Below are 22,839 nucleotides of genomic sequence, written 5' to 3'. Positions count from 1 at the left end.
GAAAGTTATGAAGAAAATTCTACATTTATTATTAGGATGCAGTGCATTCCTGTTATATGCTTGCTCCGCGGGAAATACAATAAATTTTGATGTAACCGAAAATTATATCCTGATACCTGTTGAGGACAACGCTCCGGAGTCGGTCGTACAATTCTCAGTGGATGGTGAAAAGATCGGTGAACCGATGTATATCCGTGTTTCACAGACGAAAACAGGCTACTGGGTACCCATCGATGTATCGAAATACAAAGGCAGGAAAGTCAAGCTCACGTTTGAGCACGTAAATAAAACGGATATCGGCTTTTCCCGCATAAAGCAATCCGACAGCTTCGAGTTCGATTACAACGAAACCTATCGTCCGCTTTATCACTTTACACCAAAATACGGCTGGATGAACGATCCCAACGGAATGGTGTATCACAACGGTGAATATCATCTGTTTTACCAATACAACCCTTACGGGTCGCGCTGGGCAAACATGCACTGGGGACACGCCGTATCGAAAGACCTGGTTTCATGGGAGCATCTGCCGTTCGCGTTGGCACCCGATTCTCTCGGCTCAATTTTCTCGGGAAGCGCGGTAATTGACAAAGACAATACAGCCGGTTTCGGCAATGACGCGATGATCGCCATCTATACTTCGGCGGGAAAAATTCAGACCCAATCAATCGCTTACAGCCTCGACAATGGACGTACATTTACCACATACGAGGGGAATCCCGTGTTGAGCGATTTGAGCTATCCCGATTTCCGTGACCCGAAAGTGTTTTGGCACAATGCTACGAACCAATGGATAATGGCGCTGGCAACCGGACAGACTATCTCTTTCTACGGCTCGGATAACCTGAGAGAATGGGATAAACTCAGCGAATTCGGTGAAGGCATAGGCGCACACGGCGGTGTGTGGGAGTGTCCCGACCTGTTCCCTCTCACATATAACGGACAGACCAAATGGGTACTTTTTGTGAGTATCAATCCCGGCGGACCCAACGGCGGAAGCGCCACACAGTATTTCATCGGTGATTTCGATGGAAAAACCTTCAAACCTGACCCGCTCCCCTATCCTCTCTGGCTGGATTACGGGCGTGATAACTATGCAGGCGTAACCTGGAGCAATATTCCCGACTCCGACGGCCGCAAATTATTTATCGGATGGATGAATAACTGGGACTATGCCAACCATATCCCACCGGTTCATTTCAAGGGAGCCAGTACGCTGCCCCGCGAGCTGAAGCTGGCACATAACGGTGGACACCTTGTTGTAGCCAACCCACCGACAGAAGAGGTGAATGCTTTACGTGGAAATACAAAGAAGATAGATGCATTCACAGTCAACAAATCGCATACGATAGACAACCTGACGGAAGAAAATACAGGTGCCTTTGAGATAGAGATGGATATTGAGGCAGGCAGCACCTCTGCCTTCAATTTTATATTGGCGAACGAGAAAGGTGAAAGGACAGTGTTCAGTTTCGATCCCGAAAAGGGCGTATTCGGTGTTGACCGGTCAAAAAGCGGGATTGTCGACTTCACCGATAATTTTACAACAGGCACCATCGAAGCGCCTCTTGTAAAAAAAGAGAACTATCATATCCGGCTTTTTGTCGACAGAACATCGGTGGAATGTTTTGTAAACGACGGCGAGTTGGTGCAGACCAACAGCATCTTCCCTACAGAACCCTATAACTCCCTTTCTTTCGAAAGCGATGAAGAAGTGACAATCAGTAGTATAAATGTGTATCCGATTCGGAGTAAGTGAAAAACTAAAAGTGAAAAAGTGAAAGGTGAAAAACCAGGAGTGAAGAGTGATAATGTGGAAATGTGAAAAGGATAATGAAAGTCTGACATCCCGGATCCCTCTAAAATCAAAAGAGAATTGAAATTGATTATGAAACAGGCAAGGAAAAATAAAGTAATAGTATGAACACGATAAAACAAGAAAAAGTATTTCTAAGAGTGGTTCCCGTCATGCTGGCGTTTTTCGCCATGGGATTTGTCGATCTGGTGGGCATCGCGACTAATTACGTGAAAGCCGATTTCGATCTCTCGGACACGGTAGCCAACCTTTTTCCCTCAATGGTTTTTTTCTGGTTCCTTATTTTCTCCGTTCCCACGGGGATGCTGATGAATAAGATAGGACGAAGAAAAACGGTGCTGTTGAGTTTGGTAGTAACAGCTGCAGCCTTGCTGATCCCGGTTGTGAGTTACAGTTTTGTATCGATGCTCATATCTTTTTCCTTGCTTGGCATAGGAAACACGCTGATGCAGGTGTCTATCAACCCTTTGTTATCGAATATAGTGAAAGGGGATAAGCTGGCAAGTTCACTTACACTGGGACAATTCGTGAAGGCAATAGCGTCATTCACCGCTCCGCTGATAGCTGCCTGGGCTGCTGCAAGTCTGGGCGACTGGAAACTTCTTTTCCCGATATTCATGGCGATGGCGATACTGGCCACACTTTGGCTGGGTATTACGCAGATAAAAGAAGAAGAGACAGGTGGTAAAACGTCTACTTTCTTGCAGTGCTTCGCTTTGTTGGGTGATAAAACAATACTACTTTCGTTTCTGGGAATCATGTGCCACGTAGGTATCGATGTGGGCGTGAACGTAACCGCACCGAAGATACTCATGGAGCGGTTAGGGATGCCGCTTGCCGATGCCGGATTCGCCACCAGTCTTTATTTTCTGTTCCGCACTATCGGATGTTTTACCGGCGCCTTTGTATTGGCTCGTTATTCAGCAAAAAAATTCTTTGCCATAAGCGTTGTGTTGATGGTGTTTTCAATGGCAGGGCTTCTCATCTTCAACAATCTTACATTCATTTACATCTCCATTGCCCTGGTAGGATTGGGTAATTCCAATATCTTCCCGATAATCCTGTCGAAAGCGATGTTGTATATGCCCGAAAAGAAAAACGAAGTATCGGGCCTGATGATCATGGGGCTTTTCGGCGGAACGGTTTTCCCTTTACTGATGGGCTTGCTTTCCGACGCGATGGCTTCACAGACAGGAGCGCTCATTGTCCTGACCGTGGGTGTGGTTTACCTGATATTCCTCACATTCAAACTTAAAAAAGGATGAAAGTTAATTTACTGATGTGATGATGAAATTAATGAGGAAAAATACCTAAGTGGTTAAGTGGCAAGATAGATAATGCCGGTACGCTTTGCGGGCTAACTTTTAACCTCCAACTTTTAGTTTTTCACTTTTAACTTTTAGTTTTTAACTTTTAGCTTTTAGTTTTTAATTGTAATAGTATGAACAAAATAATAGTAGGTCTCGGAGAAATATTATGGGATGTATTTCCGGAACGGAAAATATTGGGCGGGGCACCCGCTAATTTCGCGTATCATGTGTCGCAGTTCGGCTTTAACGGTTACGCTCTCAGCGCTGTGGGAAATGATCTCTTAGGGAAGGAAATACTCAATTCCCTGGAAGAGAAAAATCTAAACTATCTGATTGAAACTACCGATTATCCGACGGGAACAGTACAGGTTACGCTTAGTGGCGCAGGTATTCCTCAGTATGAGATATGCGAGAACGTGGCATGGGATAATATCCCGTTTACCAAACGTACCGAGAATCTGGCAAAGAGTACTTCCGCTGTTTGCTTCGGTTCTCTGGCTCAACGCAACAAAACATCGCGGGAGACGATAAAAAAATTCCTGAAAACCGTTCCTGCCGATTGTATAAAAATTTTCGACATCAATCTGCGTCAGCATTTCTACACGAAAAACATCATCGAGGAATCCTTAAAGATATCGAATGTGTTGAAGATAAACGACGATGAGATAAAAGTCGTAGCCGATCTATACGGTTGGAAAGAGATAGATGAGCAGGAGCTATGCATGCAGCTGCTAAGGCGGTTTGCACTCGATATTGTCATCCTCACCAAAGGTACTGAAGGTAGTTTCGTCTTCAACAACAAAGAAACATCCTGTCAACCCACGCCTAAAGTGCATGTGGCCGATACGGTAGGTGCGGGCGACTCGTTCACCGCAGCATTTGTAGCGGCATTTATGCATGGCAGGCCGATAGCCGAAGCTCACCAGTTCGCTGTCGAAGTCTCGGCGTATGTATGCCAACAACACGGTGCCATGCCTAAGTTGGCCGATGCCCATATTGAACATTTTCGTTAAGCAATACGAGCAGGAGGTAAGCAAGCTTACCTCCTGCTCTTGCTAAAAACTTGCGTATTATAAAAATAAACAGATCAAAATATGTAAAGTTTTACATTTTTTTATAATTTTGCAGAACAAATGGAACCTCATGAAAAGATGTTATTCCTTCTTTTTGATGATATACCTGATCTCGGGAGCCTGTTTACCCTTGTTTGCACAGGGAGATTCGGGCGGGTCTGGTATGGAGGGACTGCAAAACAGACTTGTCTCCCCGGATACTGTGAATATGCAAAACAGAGAAGGGTTTCAACATACCGAAAAACTTCAGAATACTACGCAAATACAAAAACGACAGGGGTCTCAAAATTGGGAAGATCCGCAAGATAAAACTACCATTAAACTGACAGGGAGCCAGCTTATCATTGAGAATCTTCCAGAAGATGGAGTACTCGAAATATACAATATCATGGGAGTAAAAGTATATAACCGCCGGGTAAACGCAGGCACCAATCAATATATTCTATCCCTGCCAAAAGGCTATTATATCATAAAAATCGGTAAACTCACCCGGAAAATTGCTGTCAAATAAATTTTCACTATCGTTAAATCTCTTCATTTTGCTATATTTACATGCTTTTTTATATCTTTGTGGTTTAGAATTATAAAAGTGTGTTTTAGGTTTTGTCCTTTACTCTTTAAAAACGTATAATCATATGAAGATCGCTATTGTAGGTACCAGCGGAGCTGTAGGTCAGGAATTACTCCGGGTACTGGATGAAAGAAATTTCCCGTTGGACGAACTCCTGTTATTCGGTTCGTCGAGAAGTGCCGGAACATCATATAATTTCAGAGGTAAACAGGTCGAAGTAAAAGAATTGCAACACAACGACGATTTCAAGGATGTCGATATTGCATTCGTCTCTGCAGGTGGAGGTACTTCACTGGAATTTGCCGAGACCATCACCAAGTACGGAGCCATCATGATCGACAACTCCAGTGCATTCCGTATGCAGGATGATGTGCCTTTGGTCGTTCCGGAAGTGAATGCGGAAGATGCGCTGAACAGCCCTCGCGGTATCATCGCCAATCCCAACTGTACTACCGCACAATTGGTAGTAGCACTACAGGCAATTGAAGAGATCGCTCATATCAAAAGAGCCCATGTAGCCACTTACCAGGCCGCTTCGGGAGCCGGCGCGGCTGCCATGCAGGAACTGGAAGACCAGTACAAGCAATTGGTGAACGGTGAAGAACCGACTGTTTCCAAGTTCGCCTATCAGCTTGCATACAATCTGATCCCCCAGGTGGATGTCTTTACTGATAACGGATATACGAAAGAGGAGATGAAGATGTACAATGAAACACGCAAGATCATGCACTCCAACATAGAAGTAAGTGCAACCTGTGTACGGGTACCGGTAATGCGTGCACATTCAGAGGCTATCTGGATCGAGACCGAACGTCCCATCTCTGTAGAAGAAGCACGGGAAGCATTCAGCAAAGCGAAAGGAGTAGAGGTAATCGATAACCCGTCTGCCAGAGAATACCCTATGCCCCTGGGACTCTCCGGAAAAGACCCTGTGTATGTAGGACGTATCCGTAAGGATCTTGCCAATGAGAATGGATTGACTTTCTGGACCGTATCGGATCAGATCCGTAAAGGAGCTGCCCTGAATGCTGTTCAGATTGCAGAATATCTCATCAGCCAGAGATAATGCGAAGATAAAAGCAGAAAAAATTTTATATTGAATAAAAGGCCGGTAATTGTTACCGGTCTTTTTTGTACCTATGAAAACAGGTTTTTACACTGCCCACTCGGACTCCGGAGTCTGTAGAAAGGATAAGCGATCTTTTCAAATGACAAGCGTTCTCACGAAAAAGGAGATAATCAAACCGACTGTCACCAATTTAAGCACAAGCCCTGCAATATAACCGACAAAGGCGCCGGTAGCCTGTTTCACAGCGTGTATAAATTGTGTTCCGGAAAGCAGCCCTCCGGCGAAAGCGCCCACAAACGGGCCCAAAATAATACCCCACGGCCCCAGGAAGAAACCTACCAACAGGTCGATAGTAGCGCCCCAGACCACTTGTTTATTGCCACCCATTCTTTTTGTCCCCCAAACCGGCAGGATATTGTCGAGGATAGTGACTACGGCTGTCAATACACCCAAGACGATAATAGCTGTCCAAGAGATATCATCCTGCGTAGAGGGAATGAACTTCAATGCCAGCAATCCTCCCCAACTCAAAGGAAGGCCGGGAAGTATCGGTGCAATAGTCCCTACAGCTCCTACGAGCAACAGTAGACCGGCCAGGATAATCCAAATCGTATCTCCCATCTCTATTGATGTATATGTGATCCGCCTTCCTGATGATCATGCTCCAGCAGCACACGGTGGGGCAGAGATCCATGACCGAGTATCTCGATGGGACACGACTCATATGCATTCAGCAGCCATTCCTGAGATATATCGGTACCCGGATGATAATGCAATCCCTGATTCACACAGGCGATATTCTTCACAAGAGAGATAATCGTCCCTACATCATGCGAAACCAATACAATGGCGATCTCTTTATTGATATCGCCCAGCAATTTATAAAAATTGGTCTCAAACAGCTTATCCACATAGGTACTCGGCTCATCCAGAATGATCAGTTTCGGATTGTCGACAATGGCCCTTCCCAGCAACACACGTTGTAACTGTCCCCCCGAAAGATCTCCAATCGCACGCGACAGCAATTCTTCTATTCCAAGCCTCTCTGCCACCTCTTTTACCTTTTGTCTGTCCGCAGAAGAATATCTCTTGAAAATATTGTTTCCCGGCGTTAAACCTGACAGGATCACCTCCGATACGGAGATGGGAAACTTTTTATCAATCCGGTTTATCTGAGGGAGATAACCAATATTAATTGAGGCTGTTTTTTCACCTTTATCATAGAAAGTGACGGAACCCGACTGAGGTTTTATCAATCCGAGAATAGTTCTCAAAAGGGTAGTCTTCCCTCCTCCATTCGGTCCGATAATACCGAGGAAATCATCTTGATATATACTAAGATTGATATCCTTCAGCACATTCGGTTTGTTTTCGTAACCAACCGTAAGGTTTGCTATGTCGATCAGTTTATTCATTTTTTTACAAGAAATAGATATTTGCTCGCTATGGCATAGTTCAGGTAAACTTAGACGTTTTCTCGCGACGGCATAATACAAGTAAATGTGTTCTACCCATCGCTTATCGAAAACATTCAGGCAAACTTGACTCTGTCCATTTTGATAAATAACTACTGCTCGGCAATGTTTCAAGCGAGCTTGACATTGCTCTCGCTTAATCGTTATTTTAGCTTAACGCAAATACTCATTTGCTTTATGGGCTAAAATGGCGGCAATCCTCAGCAATTCTTCATCCCACTCGTACCTGAGCAGATCAATCTCAAACACCTCCGCACCGATCTCCTGAGCAATCACGGATGCATTCTTCGTGTCAAAACCACGCTCTATAAAAATAGTATTGATCTTTTCCTTTCGGGCGACGTCTACAATTTCTTTAATCTGCGAAGGAGAAGGGCTTTTCCCCTCGAACTCAATACTTATTTGATGCAGGCCATAATCGCGTGCAAAATAGCCCAATGCGGGATGATAAATGATAAATGATTTTGAGGGGGCATCTTTCAGCAAATCACGGATCAGGCTGTCTGTCCGTTCTATTTTTACCGACAATGTATCAAAATTGGTCCGGAATGTCTCTTCATTATCAGGATCTAATTTCACGACCGCATCCAGCATATTCCGGACCAAAACCTTTACGGCCCGGGGTGACGACCATACATGCGGATCTACACCACTATGGGCATGCACATGTGCTGTGATGTCTCCATGATGGTGATCATGGTCGTGTGCGTGGTAATGTTCCTGATCATGGCTGTGGTCATGCCCTTCCATCCTCTCAATCCCTTCCGAACAATTTACGATAGCTACATTCGGGTTATTTTCCGCGAGGCGTTTGCTCCAGGCATTCTCAAAACCGAGGTCACCCACCATAAAATAGATATCGCTCTTCGCCATGTCGACCATCACCGAAGGGGCCGGTTCATATGTCTCAGGGCTTGATCCGGGAGGCACAAGCGTATTGATTGCAAATGCATTGCCTACGATCTGATCGAGGAAGTAACGTTGAGGTTCAATAGTCACCGTCAGCATCCGCTTTCCTTCATTATTATTCCTGGTTCCGGAACCGCATGCCAAAGTCAGTGCCGATAGCAAGATGATATACAGATATTTTTGCATGTGATAATTTTAGTATACAAAAGTACATGAAATTTTCCTATTTTTGTTAGTGATTCTAACAGAAAGCCCGATAGTTATGCAACATATATTAGAAACAACGGAAGACGGATCGCATACACTGTATGTCCCGGAATTGGATGAGCACTACCACTCCACACACGGCGCCATTCAGGAGTCGCTTCATGTCTATCTGGAAGCGGGATTGCACCATTGCGATAAATCGGAGATCAACTTATTGGAAATCGGTTTCGGTACGGGGTTGAATGCATTTCTCACCTTGCTCGATACTGAAAAATCGGGTAAAACAGTAAAATATACTACTCTTGAACGATATCCGGTATCGATCACCGAGGCGAAGATGTTCAACTATAGTAAATTGCTGGATCCCTCGCAGGAAGTGAAGTTTATCCAACTTCACTCTTCTCCCTGGGAAGAGTGGGTAGAGATAACTCCCGACTTTCATCTGAAGAAGTTGCAAATGGATATCAAAGGATTGGACAAGTTTCAACAGGGAACAGCTTTCGATGTGGTCTACTACGATGCCTTTGCTCCCGAAAAACAACCTGGTATGTGGACGGAAAGGATATTCGACCGGTTGTATACCCTAAGCAATCCGGGAGCAGTGCTGACCACCTATTGTGCCAAAGGCGCCGTAAGAAGGATGCTTCAGTCCGCCGGTTACCATGTGGAACGTCTCCCCGGCCCTCCCGGGAAACGGGAAATATTACAGGCGGTAAAGTAAATTTGCGTGCTAAGTATGAATTTTTATGCTCAAAGTATTACTTTAACTTCCGGCTCACTTGATCCATTAAAAAGGTGAGAAGGTACTTAAGTTTGAATTTACCTATGAAGGAATGGTGGTAGGTAATTTAAAACAAGAACCTTATCTTTGCAGCACAAATCAATAAGTAGGCACCAATGAAATAAATAATTTCTTTTAAGCTTTTATAGAGGCAAATCGTAAAAACGGTTTGCCGGGTTATTCATCTATATAAAAGAAAGAAATTATGCTTACTATTCAAAACCTGTCCTATACTCATCCCGACAAAACTCTGCTATTCAGTAATATCAACCTAACGGTTAATCCCAATGAGAAAATCGCATTGATTGGAAACAACGGTGCGGGTAAAACCACATTGCTAAGAATCATTGCAGGAGAATTGCAACCCTCGGATGGAATACTGAAAACAGATACGAACCCCTATTATATCCCTCAAATCTTCGGGCAGTATGATCACCTGACAGTTGCCAAAGCATTGCAAATAGATCAAAAGTTAAGAGCTTTACATGAAATCCTGAACGGAAATATTTCAGAAAAAAACTATGATCTGCTTAACGACGACTGGACAATCGAAGAACGTTGTTCCACGGCATTGAACGAATGGCAATTAAACAGTCTGGATCTGTCACAAAAAATAGAAACATTAAGCGGAGGACAGAAAACAAAGATCTTTCTGGCAGGTATCTCCATTCATCAGCCTGAACTGGTATTATTGGATGAACCGAGCAATCATCTGGATATTCCAGCAAGACACTATCTATATGATTTTATAGAAAACACAAAATGCAGTTTGATCATCGTCAGCCACGACCGCAAATTACTGAACCATTTAAATATGGTTTGTGAACTGGACAAAAACGGAATAACCGTTTATGGTGGTAATTATGACTTTTACAAAGAACAAAAACAGATAAAGGCCAACGCTTTGGCACAAGACATTCAAAGCAAGGAAAAAGCATTGAAAAAAGCCAGGGAAAAAGAACGTGAGACCATCGAGCGCAGGCAGAAACTGGATGCACGCGCAAAAAAGAACCTGTCGAAAGCAGGATTGCCGAAAATAGTAGCCAATACGTGGAGAAACAGTGCGGAAAAAAGTACTGCCAAAATAGAAGGTGCCCATTCTGAGAAAACAGGAAATATCTCACAGGAATTGCAGGAGCTGCGGTCCTACCTGCCGGAGGCCGACAAAATGAAATTCGGATTTGACCATTCAGGTCTGCATCAAGGGAAAATACTCTTTACTGCCACCAATATCAATTTTAGCTATGGGAACGATAAGTATGTATGGAACGAACCTTTAAGTCTCCGGATTACGAGCGGTGAACGGGTAGCCATAAAAGGGACAAATGGATCGGGAAAAACAACGTTAATCAAAATTATTCTCGGAAATCTTACACCACAAACCGGAATAGTATCTGTTCCTGAAAGCAGGTCCGTTTATATTGATCAGGATTATTCCCTGATAAACAATAAACTAACAATCTACGAACAGACACAACAGTTTAATACATCCGCTCTGCATGAACATGAAGTAAAAATCAGGCTAAACCGTTTTTTGTTCACGAAAGAAGATTGGGATAAACCTTGTACCACATTGAGTGGTGGAGAAAGAATGCGGCTAATGTTATGCTGCTTAAGCATTGCCGATCAATCACCGGATATTATTGTATTGGACGAGCCGACCAACAACCTCGATATACAGAACATCGAGATACTGACTCAGACCATCAACGAATATCAGGGAACACTACTCGTTATCTCCCACGATGAGACATTTCTGGAACAAATAAACATTCAAAGGATAATCGGCGTTAATTAAGAAATAAATTGGAGGAAACTGATAGGTTGCAAGTTGATAAATTGATGGCAACTTTTTCGAAAAAACATAAAAAAATAAAAAAATAATGTATTTATTTCTACTATCATTCACCACTTTACTATAACGATTATGGCAAAAGAAATCAGAACCGAAATAACTATTCAGGCAAAACGCGAAAAAGTATGGGCAATCCTCACCGATTTTGAGAATTATCCGAATTGGAACCCATTTATCACCTTCATAGAGGGGAAAGCAGAAGAAGGACGTCAGATAACCGTCAGAATAGCCCCTCCGGGTGGGAAAACAATGACCTTCAAACCGACAATTATTACAAGGACGGAGAACCGGGAATTAAAATGGTTAGGAACAGTATTGTTCAAAGGATTATTCGACGGAGAACATACGTTCGAGCTAAAAGACAACGCATACGGGACGGTCACATTTATCCAGGGCGAACAATTTAGAGGTATTTTCACTGGATTGTTTAACCCCGAAAAAACAATTAAGGGATTTAATGAAATGAACAATAAACTGAAAGAACTCGCAGAGAAAGAGGAATATAATCGTTGACAAATGGCATAACAAGCATGCGATAAAGTCATTACTTTTGCCTAATTTAATTGGCAAGGGACCTATAGCTATCATTACTTACAATACAACGAGCGAAAACAGTATGGTAATAGAAATCGACAGTGAAATAGAATTAAGACAATTGGAACTAAGAGACTCGATTGATATTTTTGAAGCCATTGACAGCCAGAGGGATTATTTAGGCAAATGGCTTCCATTTGTAGCGTTCACCAAAGAAATATCCGATACGAAAGAATTTGTAGATTCTATAATCAATGCGCCAAAAGAGATATCCGAACTGGTATTCACCATCAGAAAACAGAACAAATTCATCGGGCTTATCGGTTTTAAAGATACCGACAGATCCAACAAAAAGACAGAAATCGGATACTGGCTTTCGGAGAAATATCAGAAACAGGGAATTATCACAAGATCAGTGGAGAAGCTTTGTGATTTTGCTTTCAATAAGCTGGATATAAACAGAGTTCAAATAAAATGTGCAGTCGGCAATCAATCCAGTATAAAGATTCCCCAAAGATTAAGTTTTAAATTTGAGGGTATCGAAAGAGACGGAGAATTACTCACCGGAAATATTTTTACGGACCTGGAAATTTACAGCAAATTAAAATCCGATAAATAACTTAAGAGATCATTCTATGCATTTTTCAATCAATATCAAATATTGAACCTGTCAGTAACATCAAATGAGCCTTAGAGCAAAACTTATCCGAAAATAAATATATCAGTTATAATATGATATACTGATAGTGGTAACCCTACAAACATACAAAAATAAAACTGTTCACAATAATTTGTTTGTTAAAGCCATGAAACAAACAATATTCTTTCAATACTTATACCTTTAAAACTGAGCCTCTCAGCAAAGTAATTTGAGCCTCTCAGCAATCCCGTTAAGAGATTTGTTTTTTAATTTTGCCTCGTAATCAAAACAATAAGAAAAATGAAGAAAGTAACTATATTGACATTTGCAGGCCTAATGTTGTTAGTGCAGGCCTGCACCCAGGCAAAACAGGACAGGCAGAGTGAAGAGACCGGGAATGCTGAAAAGGTAAAAACAACGGGAACAATGGAAAAAATATCACCGGAGAAGTTTACGACATTTACCGTAAGCGACAATGTAGAAATGTACAGGGTATCATTCAGGAACCAATACGATATGAATGTGGCAGGACATCTGTTCATATCGAAAGATTTAAACCGGAACGCAAAAAATCCCGCTATCATCGTAGGACACCCGATGGGAGCTGTCAAGGAAAAAAGTGCAGATGTGTATGCATCTAATTTAGCAGAACGTGGTTTTATCACAATGGCGATTGATTTGTCATTTTGGGGTGAAAGCGAGGGTGAACCCCGACAAGTGGTCGCACCTGATATTTATGCTGAAGATTTCAGTGCCGCCGTTGATTTTCTGGGCACACGTCCATTCGTGGACAGGGAAAAAATCGGAGTGCTTGGCATTTGCGGTAGTGGTAGTTTTGTCATCAGCGCCGCCAAGATAGACCCGAGAATGAAAGCCATCGCCACCGTCAGCATGTACGATATGGGACAAGCAAACCGAAATGCCCTGAATAAATCCCTAACTCTTGAACAAAGGAAACAGATCATTGCAGAGGCTGCACAGCAACGCTATGTAGAATTTGAAGGAGGTGAAACCCGATATACCAGCGGAACCTGCCACGAGTTGGACGAAAATACCGATCCGATTCAGCGTGAATTTTACGAGTTCTACCGTATGCCAAGAGGGGAATATACACCTGAAAGCAGTTCCCCGGAACTTACCACCCACCCCACATTGAGCAGCAACACCAAATTTATGAATTTCTATCCGTTCAACGATATAGAAACAATCTCGCCTCGTCCCATGTTATTCATCACAGGTGACCAGGCACACTCGAAGGAGTTTAGCGAGGACGCCTACAAACGTGCGGCAGAACCAAAAGAGTTGCACTATGTCAAAGGTGCCGGACACGTGGATTTGTACGACAATACCAAAGGATTAGCCCCATTTGACAAATTGGAAAGTTTTTTCAAAGAACATTTACAATAGATGTAAAACCTTATATTTAAGACAATCATCGTATGAGATATTCATTTTTAATCATTATGCTTTTTATGTCAATGATTGGGCTTGGCGCCTCGTCTTGCGGGGAATCCGGCGATAATATCAATCCCGGCAACAACACAGAAAACAATGATAATAGTAATAACGGCGGCAACGGAGATGAGAGTATGACAAGTAATAAAATCAGCATCAGGGTCAATTCAAAAACCTTTACGGCTACTCTTTTGGATAATAATTCGGCAAAAGCCTTTTTGGAAATACTACCTTTGACAATGAATATGATTGAACTGAACGGCAACGAGAAATATTTCGACCTGCCCCAAAGTCTTCCGACAAATTCATCCAATCCCCGAACAATACAGAACGGAGATTTAATGCTTTACGGCTCACGCACTCTGGTACTATTTTACAAAACATTCTCTACATCTTACAGTTACACACGACTCGGACGCATTGACGACACATCGGGTTTGGCGGCCGCTCTGGGTTCGGGAAATGTAACGGTCACTTTTGAGAAAGAATAAAAATCGACAAACCAGCCGATACCGGATTCAACCCTTTAAAAGAGGCAGTTGATCCAACATATTTCTGATTTTAATAGCAATGTGCAGCATTGGTTCGGCAAAGGTAAGGCCAATCACATCAAATTGGTTGGATATATCGTTCAGTTACATTAGTCGTTTTCTGTGCTCGGCATAACCAAAGCAAGCTTTGTTTCTGCTCTTGCTTAACGAAAACGTTGATAACTTTCACCACTTCATCAGTTTTCATTCCATCGGGATCAATGCCTACTGTTGCAACCATTTCTTCAGGATCTATAACATCCAAATCAAAATGGATAACCACTTTTGATGTACCTGCATTTTTCAGCCATTCAATAACTGCGGAACTACTACTGATAAATTTGTCTATAGTATGTGTAATTTATGCAGGTATTGTCTATTTTTGTATCAAACTCAGGTTGATTATGTACGAAAAGAAAACGTTTAAAAACATCAGCATATGAAACGAGCATGAAAACTGTTCTCACACAAGAACATGACTAAAAGCGAGTTCCATATGACACCATTGAAAATAAAATTTTTAGTCATATGAAAACATTTTCAGTAAAAGCATTCGGGACGGAAGCACCCGAAGCAGATCTGCAACAGATGACCATCGATCGCCGGGAAGTAACGGCAAAAGATGTAGAAATTGATATTCTGTTTTGTGGCGTTTGCCATTCCGATCTACATACGGCAAGAAATGAGTGGCACGGTACCGTATATCCCAATGTACCGGGGCATGAGATCGTGGGGCGGATTACAAAAGTCGGTAACGGCGTGACCAAATTCAAAGTGGGCGACCTTGCCGCTGTCGGTTGCATGGTAGACAGCTGCCGGGAATGTGAGCAGTGCAAACACGGAAACGAGCAGTATTGCGAAAACGGAAATGTCCAGACATACAACGGGCACGACATACATCTTAACAAGCAAACATTCGGCGGCTATTCGGAACGTATAGTGGTAGATGAAGATTTTGTGTTACACGTACCCGAAAACCTGGATCTGGCAGCCACTGCGCCATTGCTCTGCGCGGGAGTAACCACCTGGTCGCCCTTGAAACATTGGAATATAGGCCCCGGACACAAAGTCGGGATTGTCGGGATCGGCGGACTGGGACACATGGGCGTAAAGCTGGCTAAAGCAATGGGAGCCTATGTGGTGGTTATTACCACTTCTCCGTCGAAAGTAGCCGATGCCAAACGGTTAGGGGCTGACGACGTCATTCTGTCCACAGACAAGGAACAGATGAGAGCCAATACCAACACGCTGCACTTTATACTGGACTGCGTTTCAGCACAACACGACGTAAATGCCTATTTGCGGCTACTCAAAGTAGACGGAACACTGGCCTTGGTGGGAGCGCCCGAGCATCCACTACCCATCGCAGCTTTCAGCCTGATCCCCGCAAGGAAGAACTTTGCCGGATCGACCATCGGAAGCATCAAAGAGACACAGGAAATGCTTGATTTCTGCGGCGAACATGCTATTACCGCGGACATCGAATTGATCAATATACAGGATATCAACACTGCCTACGAACGACTGTTGAAAGGCGACGTAAAGTATCGTTTTGTCATTGATATGACTTCTCTGAAAGGTTAAAGTTGGATAAGCCGGACTTATCCGGCTTACCACTGATTTGCCTATGGGATTTATCATAAAGAGATCTCGATGAAAGTGGTATATGGTTCCGGCACAGCCGTTGCTACTTGCATTTTATTATAAGAAACTATCAACGGAAAGCCATTATGAGTTCACTTTTCATAAAAAACATGGTCTGTAACCGCTGTATCATGGTGGTTCAGCAGGAACTGGAGAAACTGGGTTTAGACGTAAAAAGTGTGACGCTGGGCGAAGTAATGCTCACCAAAGAGCCTACAGCCGAAGAAAAGAAGCAGATAGAATCCGTTTTAATCCCATTAGGCTTTGAGGTGATTGATGATAAAAAAAGCAGGATTATCGAAAAGATCAAAAACATCATCATAGGTCTTGTCCATCATCATGATAACGATACCAGAACCAACCTGTCGGAACTGTTGAGCAGTGAATTGCATCATGACTACAACTACCTGTCCAACCTCTTTTCGGAAGTGGAAGGCACTACCATTGAGAAGTATTTCATCGCCCAGAAGATTGAAAAAGTAAAAGAATTGTTGGTGTACGATGAATTGTCTTTGAGTGAGATTGCTTTCCGCCTCAACTATTCAAGTGTAGCCTACCTGAGCAATCAGTTCAAAAAGGTAACCGGACTGACACCGAGCCACTTCAAGCAGATCAGGGAAGACAAAAGAAAACCGCTGGATAAGGTATGAAAAGGAAAAACAGATACAAATGACAGAACCCAAAAGAAAAGGACCCGGTAGCCCCGATGTTACACTTAAAGCTCTTAGCTTCATCGACAATCTGACCGGACAATCCCATATCGCTGATCTGGGCTGCGGAACAGGAGGACAGACTATGACGCTTGCCAAACATGTGCAGGGAAATATTACTGCACTTGATCTGTTCCCTGACTTTATCAATATCTTCAATCATAATGCCAAGCAATTAGGCTTGCAGGACAGGGTAAAAGGTATTGTAGGTTCAATGGATAATCTTCCTTTTCAGGATGAAGAATTAGACCTGATCTGGTCGGAAGGGGCCATTTATAATATTGGCTTTGAACAAGGACTGAACAAGTGGCGTAAGTATCTAAAAACAGGAGGATATATTGCTGTTTCTGAAAGTTCGTGGTTTACAGACGAACGTCCTGTGGAAATCAATGACTTTTGGATGAATGCGTATCCGGAAATAGATACAATCCCCAATCAAGTAGCCAAAATACACAAAGCAGGATATCTCCCTGTCGCTACATTCATTTTGCCCGAAACTTGTTGGACAGAGCATTACTTTGCTCCAAAGATTACAGCCGAAGAGATTTTTCTTACTAAATATGCAGGGAATAAAGCTGCCGAAGAACTCGTTGGTTCTCAACGTCATGAAGAAGAATTATATCGCAAGTATAAAGAATTTTACGGTTATACATTTTTCATCGCAAAAAAAATGGGATAATGCTCAAAAAAGGTTCAATTACTTTAGACATTTTCTCGCAACGACATAATCCAAGCAAGCTTATCCACTCTCATTGAGCTTAACGAAAATGTTGGTAAAACCTATTTGAATAAATTGGGAAACGGTTTCAGTTATAATAATTGAAACCGTTTCGGCTTCCTAGTATAGAAAGAATATAATATAACCAACAGGAACAAGAAATATCCAGCAGCGTTACAGATCCTCGAGTTATATCCTGACGCTTTAATAGGAATAGAAGGGATATACAACGAAGGAGTTATTTATGATGTCGATGCGGACGAGTTGAACGAATTTGAGAAAGAGTTTCCCGAGAAAGAGAAAGCATATAAAAAACACAGGTAAGATCTCTGGAATTGGTAAATAAGTTCTTATAAAGTTATAAATAATCCCAACTCAGCAGTAATCTTGCGGAGAATTAACCTAATTTACTGAGTAGATAGTAAGTTAATTGTATTTCCGTAATATAAATCACCAAAATTTGTATCTTTGAATATTGTATAGATATATCATTATGTATAATCCTCTGAAAATAGACAGAAAGAATTTGACCCTGATGGGGGTTAAATTTCCCGATTTAGCATCACTTGAAGCTACGGCAAATGCAATCGGTTCTAGTATGTTCGAAGGGTTTAAACCCTCTCCTGCATTGATACAACTCTATCTGGAATGGAAACAAAACATCATAAGTTCTACCGTTTTCTTTGAACGGCTAAAAGAAACATATGAGCTACAAATATCTTGATCCTGACTATTCTTACACCAATCCTAAAACAGGGATTTTACGTAATCTCGCAAACATTGAAGATCAGGAATTTTTAATCGTATTCGAGAGCCTTAATGTCGCCAGAAGATTAGAGGAATTATATCACAAGCCGATTAAGATAAGAAATGCCGAAACACTGCTGGAAATCCATAAGTATTTGTTTCAGGACGTTTATGTATGGGCCGGAAAAATAAGAACTGTAGAAATAAGTAAAGAGGGAAAACAGTTTTTCCCGACAAACAGATTTGTTACTGCTTTTGCATATATTGACTCTTTAATTGCAGAATATCGTAAGATAAAAAAACAGACAAAGAAATACTTTCGAGAAAATTAGCAGAGATACTGGATACTGTCAATTTTTTGCATCCGTTCAGAGAAGGTAACGGACGTACTCAAAGAGAATTTTTACGAACATTGGCTCTTGAAAAAAGACTTATTCTTAACCTCAATCCACCAGACAATCGTGATATTTACAATAGATAATATATAAGGAACAATAAATGGCAATATTGACCAATTATCAAAATGGTTCTTCCCGTTTTAATATGACTTAACAAAATAAATTTTACCTTTGTATCGTATGACAACAAGCGATATATTAGAAAGAATCTTACTGCCTATCAATGATTTATGGTGTGTAGACAATGTTCAAATAAATGAAGAAGAAAAATCTGTTTATGTTCACCTATCATATAAGTTTGATTTTGTAGAAATTGACGGAAGAGATTACCCCATTTACGATTATCGTCATGAGCGTAATTGGCGTCATTTGGATTTATGGCAATACAAGACCTATTTAACTGCACGTATTCCGCGCTATAAAATAGGCGGTGAAATCCGTTCCGTTGACGTTAGCTGGGCAGATACAGGTGAACGTCTGACGACTTTACTTGAAAAAAAACGATAGAAACTTTGTCTCTGACAAAAAGTCAAAGCCGCACAGCTAAACTTTTGTCATTGAGCCACTCACAAGTAAGCCGGATAATGCACCGCAGCGTATCTCGAGGGCTGGAACGTCGAGACAAAAGCGACATTTATCCACACCTGAGCATTGACGAGAAAGCAACCAAAAAAGGACATCACTATTTAAGCATCTTATCCGATGAGCGCGCCGGAGTAGTTATTGAGGTTGTATCGGGACGAACCAAAAAAAGCGTAGATGATTTATGCGTAAAACTTTCTCAAAAGCAGCGCAAATCCGTCAAGACCGTATGCACGGATATGTGGGATGCTTATATCTATGGCGCAAATAAGTATTTTAAGGAAGCTAAACTCTGTCATGACAACTTCCATTTGGTGGGCTATTTGAATAAAGCGGTAGATAAAGTTCGCAAGAGAGAAGTTAAAACAAACGATGCCTTAAAGAAGAGCAAGTATCTGTTTTTGAAGGATAAAATGAACTTTACCAATAAACAGTATATTGCTTTCGAGGCTATATCAAATGCCAATTATGAGGTTTCGAGAGCTTGGAGAGTAAAGGAAAATTTTAGAGACATCGCATTTCGCCAAAACCGGCTGGATGCCCTTGCCATATATTCCTTTTGGCGGCTGGATGCCCAAAGGGCGAATATTAAAGAAATGAATGAGGTAGTCGAGATGTTTGACAGACATCAAAACGGCATTGTAAACGCAATAGAAACAGGTGCCTCAAATGCAAGAGCAGAAAGGTTAAACAGTTCAATACAAGAGATAAAAACAATTGCCAGAGGATATAGAAATGATGATAATTTTAGAGTAGCAATTTTGTTTTTCCATGGAAATCTTGATATGTATCCATAAATGTTAAGTCATACTAAAACTTATAGAACCATCAAAATTAATTTTTGAATTACTACATTGAAATATTCCAAAACCTTTTCGAATAGCTTATTCCCCCTACATCCGTAAATCTTACAAATCAAATCCATAAAACTACAACAGGATAAACTCTTTTTATTACCATCTTTGCATTATCAACGAAAATAAAAACTATGGCAACAGGCAATACACAAACAATATATCTTCCACTGGAAAATGTGGAGAGCGAACACTGTGCCCTGATTGTGGATAAGGGATTGTCCCAGGTCAAAGGAGTGGAAGCGCACAAGGTGGAGCTCAATAACCGCAGGGCGGCCATTACTGTAAATAACAACGAAACAGTGGCCGGGGCGGTAAAAGCAATCAAAGACCTTGGTTATGGTGTGACCACCGTAAAGCATACTTTCCCGGTATTGGGGATGTCTTGTGCTTCCTGTGCGAGCAGTGCCCAAACTATCGTAGAGCATGAACCGGGAGTCGTCAACGCATCCGTAAACTTCGGTACGGGAAATCTTACCGTTGAGTACTTGCCTAACATGACCGATGCTACCAAACTGCAAAAAGCGGTTCAAGCTGTTGGTTATGATCTGTTGTTAGAAGATGAAACCACGCAGCAGGAGACATTGGAAAATATCCACGCCGGGAAATTCCAAAAGCTCAAAAAGAAAACCATTTGGGCGATCATACTGGCCATACCGGTTGTGGTCATCGGCATGTTCTTTATGGATATGCCTTATGCCAATGAGATCATGTGGCTTTTCGCCACTCCTGTAGTATTCTGGCTGGGAAAGGATTTTTATATCAACGCGTGGAAGCAGGCCAAACACCGCTCGGCCAATATGGATACCCTGGTCGCATTGAGTACCGGTATTGCATACCTGTTCAGCGTTTTCAATATGTTATTCCCCGACTTCTGGCATCAGAGGGGATTACATGCACATGTATATTTTGAAGCCGCGGCGGTCATTATCGCCTTTATCCTGTTAGGAAGATTACTGGAAGAAAAGGCCAAAGGTAATACATCGACAGCAATCAAAAAACTGATGGGCCTTCAACCCAAAACCGTAACAGTAATACGACCCGACGGAACCGAAGAGCAGGTCGCTATCGAAAACGTGAATGTAGACGATATCATCCTTGTCAAACCCGGTGAAAAAATTGCGGTGGACGGCATAGTAACGTCCGGTAATTCTTATGTAGATGAGAGTATGTTTAGCGGTGAGCCTGTACCTGTACTGAAAGAAGAAAACGAAAAAGTCTTTGCAGGCACAATCAACCAAAAAGGAAGTTTCCGGTTCAAAGCGGTGAAAGTCGGCAAGGAGACAATGCTTGCCCAAATCATTAAAATGGTGCAGGATGCACAAGGAAGCAAAGCACCCGTACAGAAACTGGTCGACAAGATTGCCGGTATTTTCGTTCCAATAGTTATCGGTATTGCCATTCTCTCATTTATCCTTTGGGTGACTTTGGGCGGAGATAACGGCGTAGTACAGGGATTACTGGCTGCCGTTACGGTATTGGTAATTGCCTGTCCATGTGCATTGGGACTGGCGACCCCTACCGCCATTATGGTGGGTGTAGGCAAAGGCGCTGAAAATGGTATATTGATTAAAGATGCTGAAAGCCTTGAACTGGCCAAGAAAGTAAATGCCGTGGTATTAGATAAAACCGGGACTATCACCGAAGGCAGGCCGCAGGTAACAGACATCCAATGGCTGAATAATGACGATTCCACCAAAGATATCCTGTTCAACATCGAAAAACGCTCCGAACATCCATTGGCAGAGGCGGTGGTAAAACATCTGGAAGGTACCGCCGCCACTTCTCTGACAAAATTCGAGAGTATCACCGGAAAAGGAGCAAAAGCCGATCATAACGACGAAACCTATTTCACCGGCAACAAGAAACTATTGACGGAGAACAATATCACTATCTCAGATGATTTATTGAAATATGCCGATGAATGGGGTAGCCAAGCCAAGACCGTTATCTGGTTCGCAAACAGCAAACAGGCCATTTCGGTAATTGCGATTTCCGATAAAATCAAAGAGACATCGATAGAAGCTATCCGGCAGATGCAGGATATGGGTATCGACCTCTATATGCTGACCGGAGACAATGAAGCCACGGCCAAAACTATTGCACAGCAGACGGGCATTCATCATTATAAGGCAGAAGTATTGCCGCAGCACAAAGCCGATTTTATCAAGGAACTGCAACAGCAAGGCAAGGTAGTAGCGATGGTCGGAGATGGTATCAACGACAGTACGGCACTTGCCACTTCGGATGTAAGTATCGCCATGGGAAAAGGAAGTGATATTGCGATGGACGTCGCCAAGATGACCATCATCTCATCCGATCTCACCAGGATATCGCAGGCAATACGACTGTCCAAACAAACTGTAGCGACCATCAAACAAAACTTGTTTTGGGCATTTATCTATAATACGATTGGTATCCCGATTGCGGCAGGTATCCTCTACCCCATCAATGGCTTCCTGTTAAATCCTATGATTGCTGGAGCAGCCATGGCATTGAGTAGTGTAAGTGTGGTAACCAACAGCCTGAGGTTGAAATGGAAAAAGATCAATTCATAACTTATAACTCATAGTTAGAAAAATGGAAAATAAAGAACTTCAATTCAAGACAAACATCAATTGCGGGGGATGTGTTTCCAGAGTAAAACCCGGTCTGGATAGTACGGAAGGTATCCGTGAGTGGAATGTGGACATCGATAATCAGGACAAGATCCTGACCGTACAATCCGAAGGTATCACAGCAGACGAGGTAATCGCCATCGTCCAAAGCAAAGGATTTAAGGCAGAAGCTTTAGATTAAGCTGAATAAGCAACCGATAAACTTGTTTGATTTCGATGTGGTCTTCCGGATTTCATCCAAATCAAGCAAGTTTTTATTTTAATTGATATCCTTTCCGGGATAACCGGCAACACCTATTATCATTTCAAAACTACAGGATGGGAACCATCTCCAGAATAAGTT

The 22,839-nt window shown here is 42.3% G+C and carries 24 protein-coding genes and 1 pseudogene; 21 read left to right on the top strand and 4 right to left on the bottom strand.

Features of this window, described 5'->3' with window-relative positions:
* The first annotated feature begins 7 nt into the window (after nucleotides 1-7).
* The 5 genes from PSM36_RS01460 (at nucleotide 8) to PSM36_RS01440 (ending at nucleotide 5,836) form a co-directional block, all read left to right on the top strand.
* Nucleotides 8-1,759: a GH32 C-terminal domain-containing protein gene (locus PSM36_RS01460; protein WP_076928475.1), complete on the top strand. Its 1,752-nt coding sequence runs from the start codon at nucleotides 8-10 to the stop codon at nucleotides 1,757-1,759.
* A 161-nt stretch (nucleotides 1,760-1,920) separates the two neighbouring features.
* Nucleotides 1,921-3,081, top strand: coding sequence for an MFS transporter (locus tag PSM36_RS01455; RefSeq protein WP_076928474.1), 1,161 nt, complete (start codon nucleotides 1,921-1,923; stop codon nucleotides 3,079-3,081).
* A 176-nt stretch (nucleotides 3,082-3,257) separates the two neighbouring features.
* Complete coding sequence (locus tag PSM36_RS01450; protein WP_076928473.1) at nucleotides 3,258-4,139, top strand: carbohydrate kinase family protein; 882 nt, start codon at nucleotides 3,258-3,260, stop codon at nucleotides 4,137-4,139.
* A 130-nt stretch (nucleotides 4,140-4,269) separates the two neighbouring features.
* Complete coding sequence (locus PSM36_RS01445; RefSeq protein ID WP_154670941.1) at nucleotides 4,270-4,710, top strand: T9SS type A sorting domain-containing protein; 441 nt, start codon at nucleotides 4,270-4,272, stop codon at nucleotides 4,708-4,710.
* Nucleotides 4,711-4,834: 124 nt separating this feature from the next.
* Nucleotides 4,835-5,836, top strand: a complete 1,002-nt coding sequence (locus tag PSM36_RS01440) for an aspartate-semialdehyde dehydrogenase (RefSeq protein ID WP_076928471.1) — start codon at nucleotides 4,835-4,837, stop codon at nucleotides 5,834-5,836.
* Between the two features lie 138 nt (nucleotides 5,837-5,974).
* Here the strand turns inward: PSM36_RS01440 and PSM36_RS01435 are convergent, their stop codons facing one another.
* The 3 genes from PSM36_RS01435 to PSM36_RS01425 form a co-directional block, all read right to left on the bottom strand.
* Complete coding sequence (locus tag PSM36_RS01435; RefSeq protein ID WP_076928470.1) at nucleotides 5,975-6,460, bottom strand: DUF456 domain-containing protein; 486 nt, start codon at nucleotides 6,458-6,460, stop codon at nucleotides 5,975-5,977.
* A gap of 2 nt (nucleotides 6,461-6,462) precedes the next feature.
* Nucleotides 6,463-7,254, bottom strand: a complete 792-nt coding sequence (locus tag PSM36_RS01430) for a metal ABC transporter ATP-binding protein (RefSeq protein WP_076928469.1) — start codon at nucleotides 7,252-7,254, stop codon at nucleotides 6,463-6,465.
* A gap of 213 nt (nucleotides 7,255-7,467) precedes the next feature.
* Nucleotides 7,468-8,409 (bottom strand): metal ABC transporter solute-binding protein, Zn/Mn family, encoded by a 942-nt coding sequence (locus tag PSM36_RS01425; RefSeq protein ID WP_076928468.1) that lies wholly within the window; start codon nucleotides 8,407-8,409, stop codon nucleotides 7,468-7,470.
* A gap of 76 nt (nucleotides 8,410-8,485) precedes the next feature.
* Here PSM36_RS01425 and mnmD point away from each other — a divergent pair, with 76 nt between their 5' ends.
* The 6 genes from mnmD (at nucleotide 8,486) to PSM36_RS01395 (ending at nucleotide 14,186) form a co-directional block, all read left to right on the top strand.
* Nucleotides 8,486-9,151, top strand: a complete 666-nt coding sequence (gene mnmD / locus PSM36_RS01420) for a tRNA (5-methylaminomethyl-2-thiouridine)(34)-methyltransferase MnmD (protein WP_076928467.1) — start codon at nucleotides 8,486-8,488, stop codon at nucleotides 9,149-9,151.
* A gap of 265 nt (nucleotides 9,152-9,416) precedes the next feature.
* On the top strand, nucleotides 9,417-11,009 hold the full coding sequence (gene abc-f / locus PSM36_RS01415) for a ribosomal protection-like ABC-F family protein (protein ID WP_076928466.1): 1,593 nt from the start codon (nucleotides 9,417-9,419) through the stop codon (nucleotides 11,007-11,009).
* A gap of 129 nt (nucleotides 11,010-11,138) precedes the next feature.
* A complete protein-coding gene (locus PSM36_RS01410; RefSeq protein ID WP_076928465.1) occupies nucleotides 11,139-11,579 on the top strand; it encodes an SRPBCC domain-containing protein in 441 nt (146 codons plus the stop codon).
* Nucleotides 11,580-11,682: 103 nt separating this feature from the next.
* Complete coding sequence (locus tag PSM36_RS01405) at nucleotides 11,683-12,219, top strand: GNAT family N-acetyltransferase (RefSeq protein ID WP_076928464.1); 537 nt, start codon at nucleotides 11,683-11,685, stop codon at nucleotides 12,217-12,219.
* Nucleotides 12,220-12,540: 321 nt separating this feature from the next.
* A complete protein-coding gene (locus PSM36_RS01400; protein ID WP_083710876.1) occupies nucleotides 12,541-13,647 on the top strand; it encodes an alpha/beta hydrolase in 1,107 nt (368 codons plus the stop codon).
* Nucleotides 13,648-13,679: 32 nt separating this feature from the next.
* Nucleotides 13,680-14,186 carry a cyclophilin-like fold protein gene (locus PSM36_RS01395; RefSeq protein WP_173823104.1) on the top strand — a complete coding sequence of 169 codons (507 nt, stop codon included), beginning with the start codon at nucleotides 13,680-13,682 and terminating at the stop codon, nucleotides 14,184-14,186.
* A gap of 27 nt (nucleotides 14,187-14,213) precedes the next feature.
* Here PSM36_RS01395 and PSM36_RS17190 read toward each other — a convergent pair.
* A pseudogene (locus tag PSM36_RS17190) lies at nucleotides 14,214-14,553 on the bottom strand (hypothetical protein); the annotation flags it as partial.
* A gap of 200 nt (nucleotides 14,554-14,753) precedes the next feature.
* Between PSM36_RS17190 and PSM36_RS01385 the strand changes: the two are divergent.
* The 10 genes from PSM36_RS01385 (at nucleotide 14,754) to PSM36_RS01345 (ending at nucleotide 22,677) form a co-directional block, all read left to right on the top strand.
* A complete protein-coding gene (locus PSM36_RS01385) occupies nucleotides 14,754-15,809 on the top strand; it encodes an NAD(P)-dependent alcohol dehydrogenase (RefSeq protein ID WP_076928462.1) in 1,056 nt (351 codons plus the stop codon).
* 170 nt (nucleotides 15,810-15,979) lie between these two features.
* The gene (locus PSM36_RS01380; RefSeq protein WP_449421185.1) at nucleotides 15,980-16,519 is read left to right on the top strand and encodes a helix-turn-helix domain-containing protein; all 540 of its coding nucleotides are present in this window, start codon (nucleotides 15,980-15,982) and stop codon (nucleotides 16,517-16,519) included.
* Nucleotides 16,520-16,538: 19 nt separating this feature from the next.
* Nucleotides 16,539-17,258, top strand: a complete 720-nt coding sequence (locus PSM36_RS01375; protein WP_076928460.1) for a class I SAM-dependent methyltransferase — start codon at nucleotides 16,539-16,541, stop codon at nucleotides 17,256-17,258.
* Nucleotides 17,259-17,790: 532 nt separating this feature from the next.
* Nucleotides 17,791-18,021, top strand: a complete 231-nt coding sequence (locus tag PSM36_RS01370) for an antitoxin VbhA family protein (RefSeq protein WP_076928459.1) — start codon at nucleotides 17,791-17,793, stop codon at nucleotides 18,019-18,021.
* On the top strand, nucleotides 18,002-18,376 hold the full coding sequence (locus tag PSM36_RS01365) for a Fic family protein (protein ID WP_197684911.1): 375 nt from the start codon (nucleotides 18,002-18,004) through the stop codon (nucleotides 18,374-18,376). Before PSM36_RS01370 ends, PSM36_RS01365 begins: the two co-directional genes overlap by 20 nt.
* 26 nt (nucleotides 18,377-18,402) lie before the next feature.
* Nucleotides 18,403-18,525 carry a Fic family protein gene (locus PSM36_RS17845; RefSeq protein WP_197684910.1) on the top strand — a complete coding sequence of 41 codons (123 nt, stop codon included), beginning with the start codon at nucleotides 18,403-18,405 and terminating at the stop codon, nucleotides 18,523-18,525.
* A 97-nt stretch (nucleotides 18,526-18,622) separates the two neighbouring features.
* Nucleotides 18,623-18,949: a transposase family protein gene (locus tag PSM36_RS01360; protein WP_076928393.1), complete on the top strand. Its 327-nt coding sequence runs from the start codon at nucleotides 18,623-18,625 to the stop codon at nucleotides 18,947-18,949.
* A gap of 5 nt (nucleotides 18,950-18,954) precedes the next feature.
* A complete protein-coding gene (locus PSM36_RS01355) occupies nucleotides 18,955-19,821 on the top strand; it encodes an ISL3 family transposase (protein WP_161947535.1) in 867 nt (288 codons plus the stop codon).
* A 437-nt stretch (nucleotides 19,822-20,258) separates the two neighbouring features.
* Entirely contained in the window at nucleotides 20,259-22,436 is a 2,178-nt protein-coding gene (locus PSM36_RS01350) for a heavy metal translocating P-type ATPase (protein ID WP_449421188.1), read from the top strand.
* A 22-nt stretch (nucleotides 22,437-22,458) separates the two neighbouring features.
* The gene (locus tag PSM36_RS01345; protein WP_076928457.1) at nucleotides 22,459-22,677 is read left to right on the top strand and encodes a heavy-metal-associated domain-containing protein; all 219 of its coding nucleotides are present in this window, start codon (nucleotides 22,459-22,461) and stop codon (nucleotides 22,675-22,677) included.
* Nucleotides 22,678-22,839: the final 162 nt, after the last annotated feature.

The sequence above is a fragment of the Proteiniphilum saccharofermentans genome, from assembly GCF_900095135.1.
Classification (GTDB): Bacteria; Bacteroidota; Bacteroidia; order Bacteroidales; family Dysgonomonadaceae; genus Proteiniphilum; species Proteiniphilum saccharofermentans.
Note: the sequence above shows the minus strand (reverse complement) of the source record. Positions and strands in the feature narration are given on the sequence as shown.

Bases quoted from the DNA above. Each gene is read 5' to 3' on its own strand.
- PSM36_RS01460 (WP_076928475.1), top strand. From the start codon at position 8: ATGAAGAAAATTCTACATTTATTATTAGGATGCAGTGCATTCCTGTTA.
- PSM36_RS01455 (WP_076928474.1), top strand. From the start codon at position 1,921: ATGAACACGATAAAACAAGAAAAAGTATTTCTAAGAGTGGTTCCCGTC.
- PSM36_RS01450 (WP_076928473.1), top strand. From the start codon at position 3,258: ATGAACAAAATAATAGTAGGTCTCGGAGAAATATTATGGGATGTATTT.
- PSM36_RS01445 (WP_154670941.1), top strand. From the start codon at position 4,270: ATGAAAAGATGTTATTCCTTCTTTTTGATGATATACCTGATCTCGGGA.
- PSM36_RS01440 (WP_076928471.1), top strand. From the start codon at position 4,835: ATGAAGATCGCTATTGTAGGTACCAGCGGAGCTGTAGGTCAGGAATTA.
- PSM36_RS01435 (WP_076928470.1), bottom strand. From the start codon at position 6,460: ATGGGAGATACGATTTGGATTATCCTGGCCGGTCTACTGTTGCTCGTA.
- PSM36_RS01430 (WP_076928469.1), bottom strand. From the start codon at position 7,254: ATGAATAAACTGATCGACATAGCAAACCTTACGGTTGGTTACGAAAAC.
- PSM36_RS01425 (WP_076928468.1), bottom strand. From the start codon at position 8,409: ATGCAAAAATATCTGTATATCATCTTGCTATCGGCACTGACTTTGGCA.
- mnmD (WP_076928467.1), top strand. From the start codon at position 8,486: ATGCAACATATATTAGAAACAACGGAAGACGGATCGCATACACTGTAT.
- abc-f (WP_076928466.1), top strand. From the start codon at position 9,417: ATGCTTACTATTCAAAACCTGTCCTATACTCATCCCGACAAAACTCTG.
- PSM36_RS01410 (WP_076928465.1), top strand. From the start codon at position 11,139: ATGGCAAAAGAAATCAGAACCGAAATAACTATTCAGGCAAAACGCGAA.
- PSM36_RS01405 (WP_076928464.1), top strand. From the start codon at position 11,683: ATGGTAATAGAAATCGACAGTGAAATAGAATTAAGACAATTGGAACTA.
- PSM36_RS01400 (WP_083710876.1), top strand. From the start codon at position 12,541: ATGAAGAAAGTAACTATATTGACATTTGCAGGCCTAATGTTGTTAGTG.
- PSM36_RS01395 (WP_173823104.1), top strand. From the start codon at position 13,680: ATGAGATATTCATTTTTAATCATTATGCTTTTTATGTCAATGATTGGG.
- PSM36_RS01385 (WP_076928462.1), top strand. From the start codon at position 14,754: ATGAAAACATTTTCAGTAAAAGCATTCGGGACGGAAGCACCCGAAGCA.
- PSM36_RS01380 (WP_449421185.1), top strand. From the start codon at position 15,980: ATGGTCTGTAACCGCTGTATCATGGTGGTTCAGCAGGAACTGGAGAAA.
- PSM36_RS01375 (WP_076928460.1), top strand. From the start codon at position 16,539: ATGACAGAACCCAAAAGAAAAGGACCCGGTAGCCCCGATGTTACACTT.
- PSM36_RS01370 (WP_076928459.1), top strand. From the start codon at position 17,791: ATGTATAATCCTCTGAAAATAGACAGAAAGAATTTGACCCTGATGGGG.
- PSM36_RS01365 (WP_197684911.1), top strand. From the start codon at position 18,002: ATGAGCTACAAATATCTTGATCCTGACTATTCTTACACCAATCCTAAA.
- PSM36_RS01360 (WP_076928393.1), top strand. From the start codon at position 18,623: ATGACAACAAGCGATATATTAGAAAGAATCTTACTGCCTATCAATGAT.
- PSM36_RS01350 (WP_449421188.1), top strand. From the start codon at position 20,259: ATGTCTTGTGCTTCCTGTGCGAGCAGTGCCCAAACTATCGTAGAGCAT.
- PSM36_RS01345 (WP_076928457.1), top strand. From the start codon at position 22,459: ATGGAAAATAAAGAACTTCAATTCAAGACAAACATCAATTGCGGGGGA.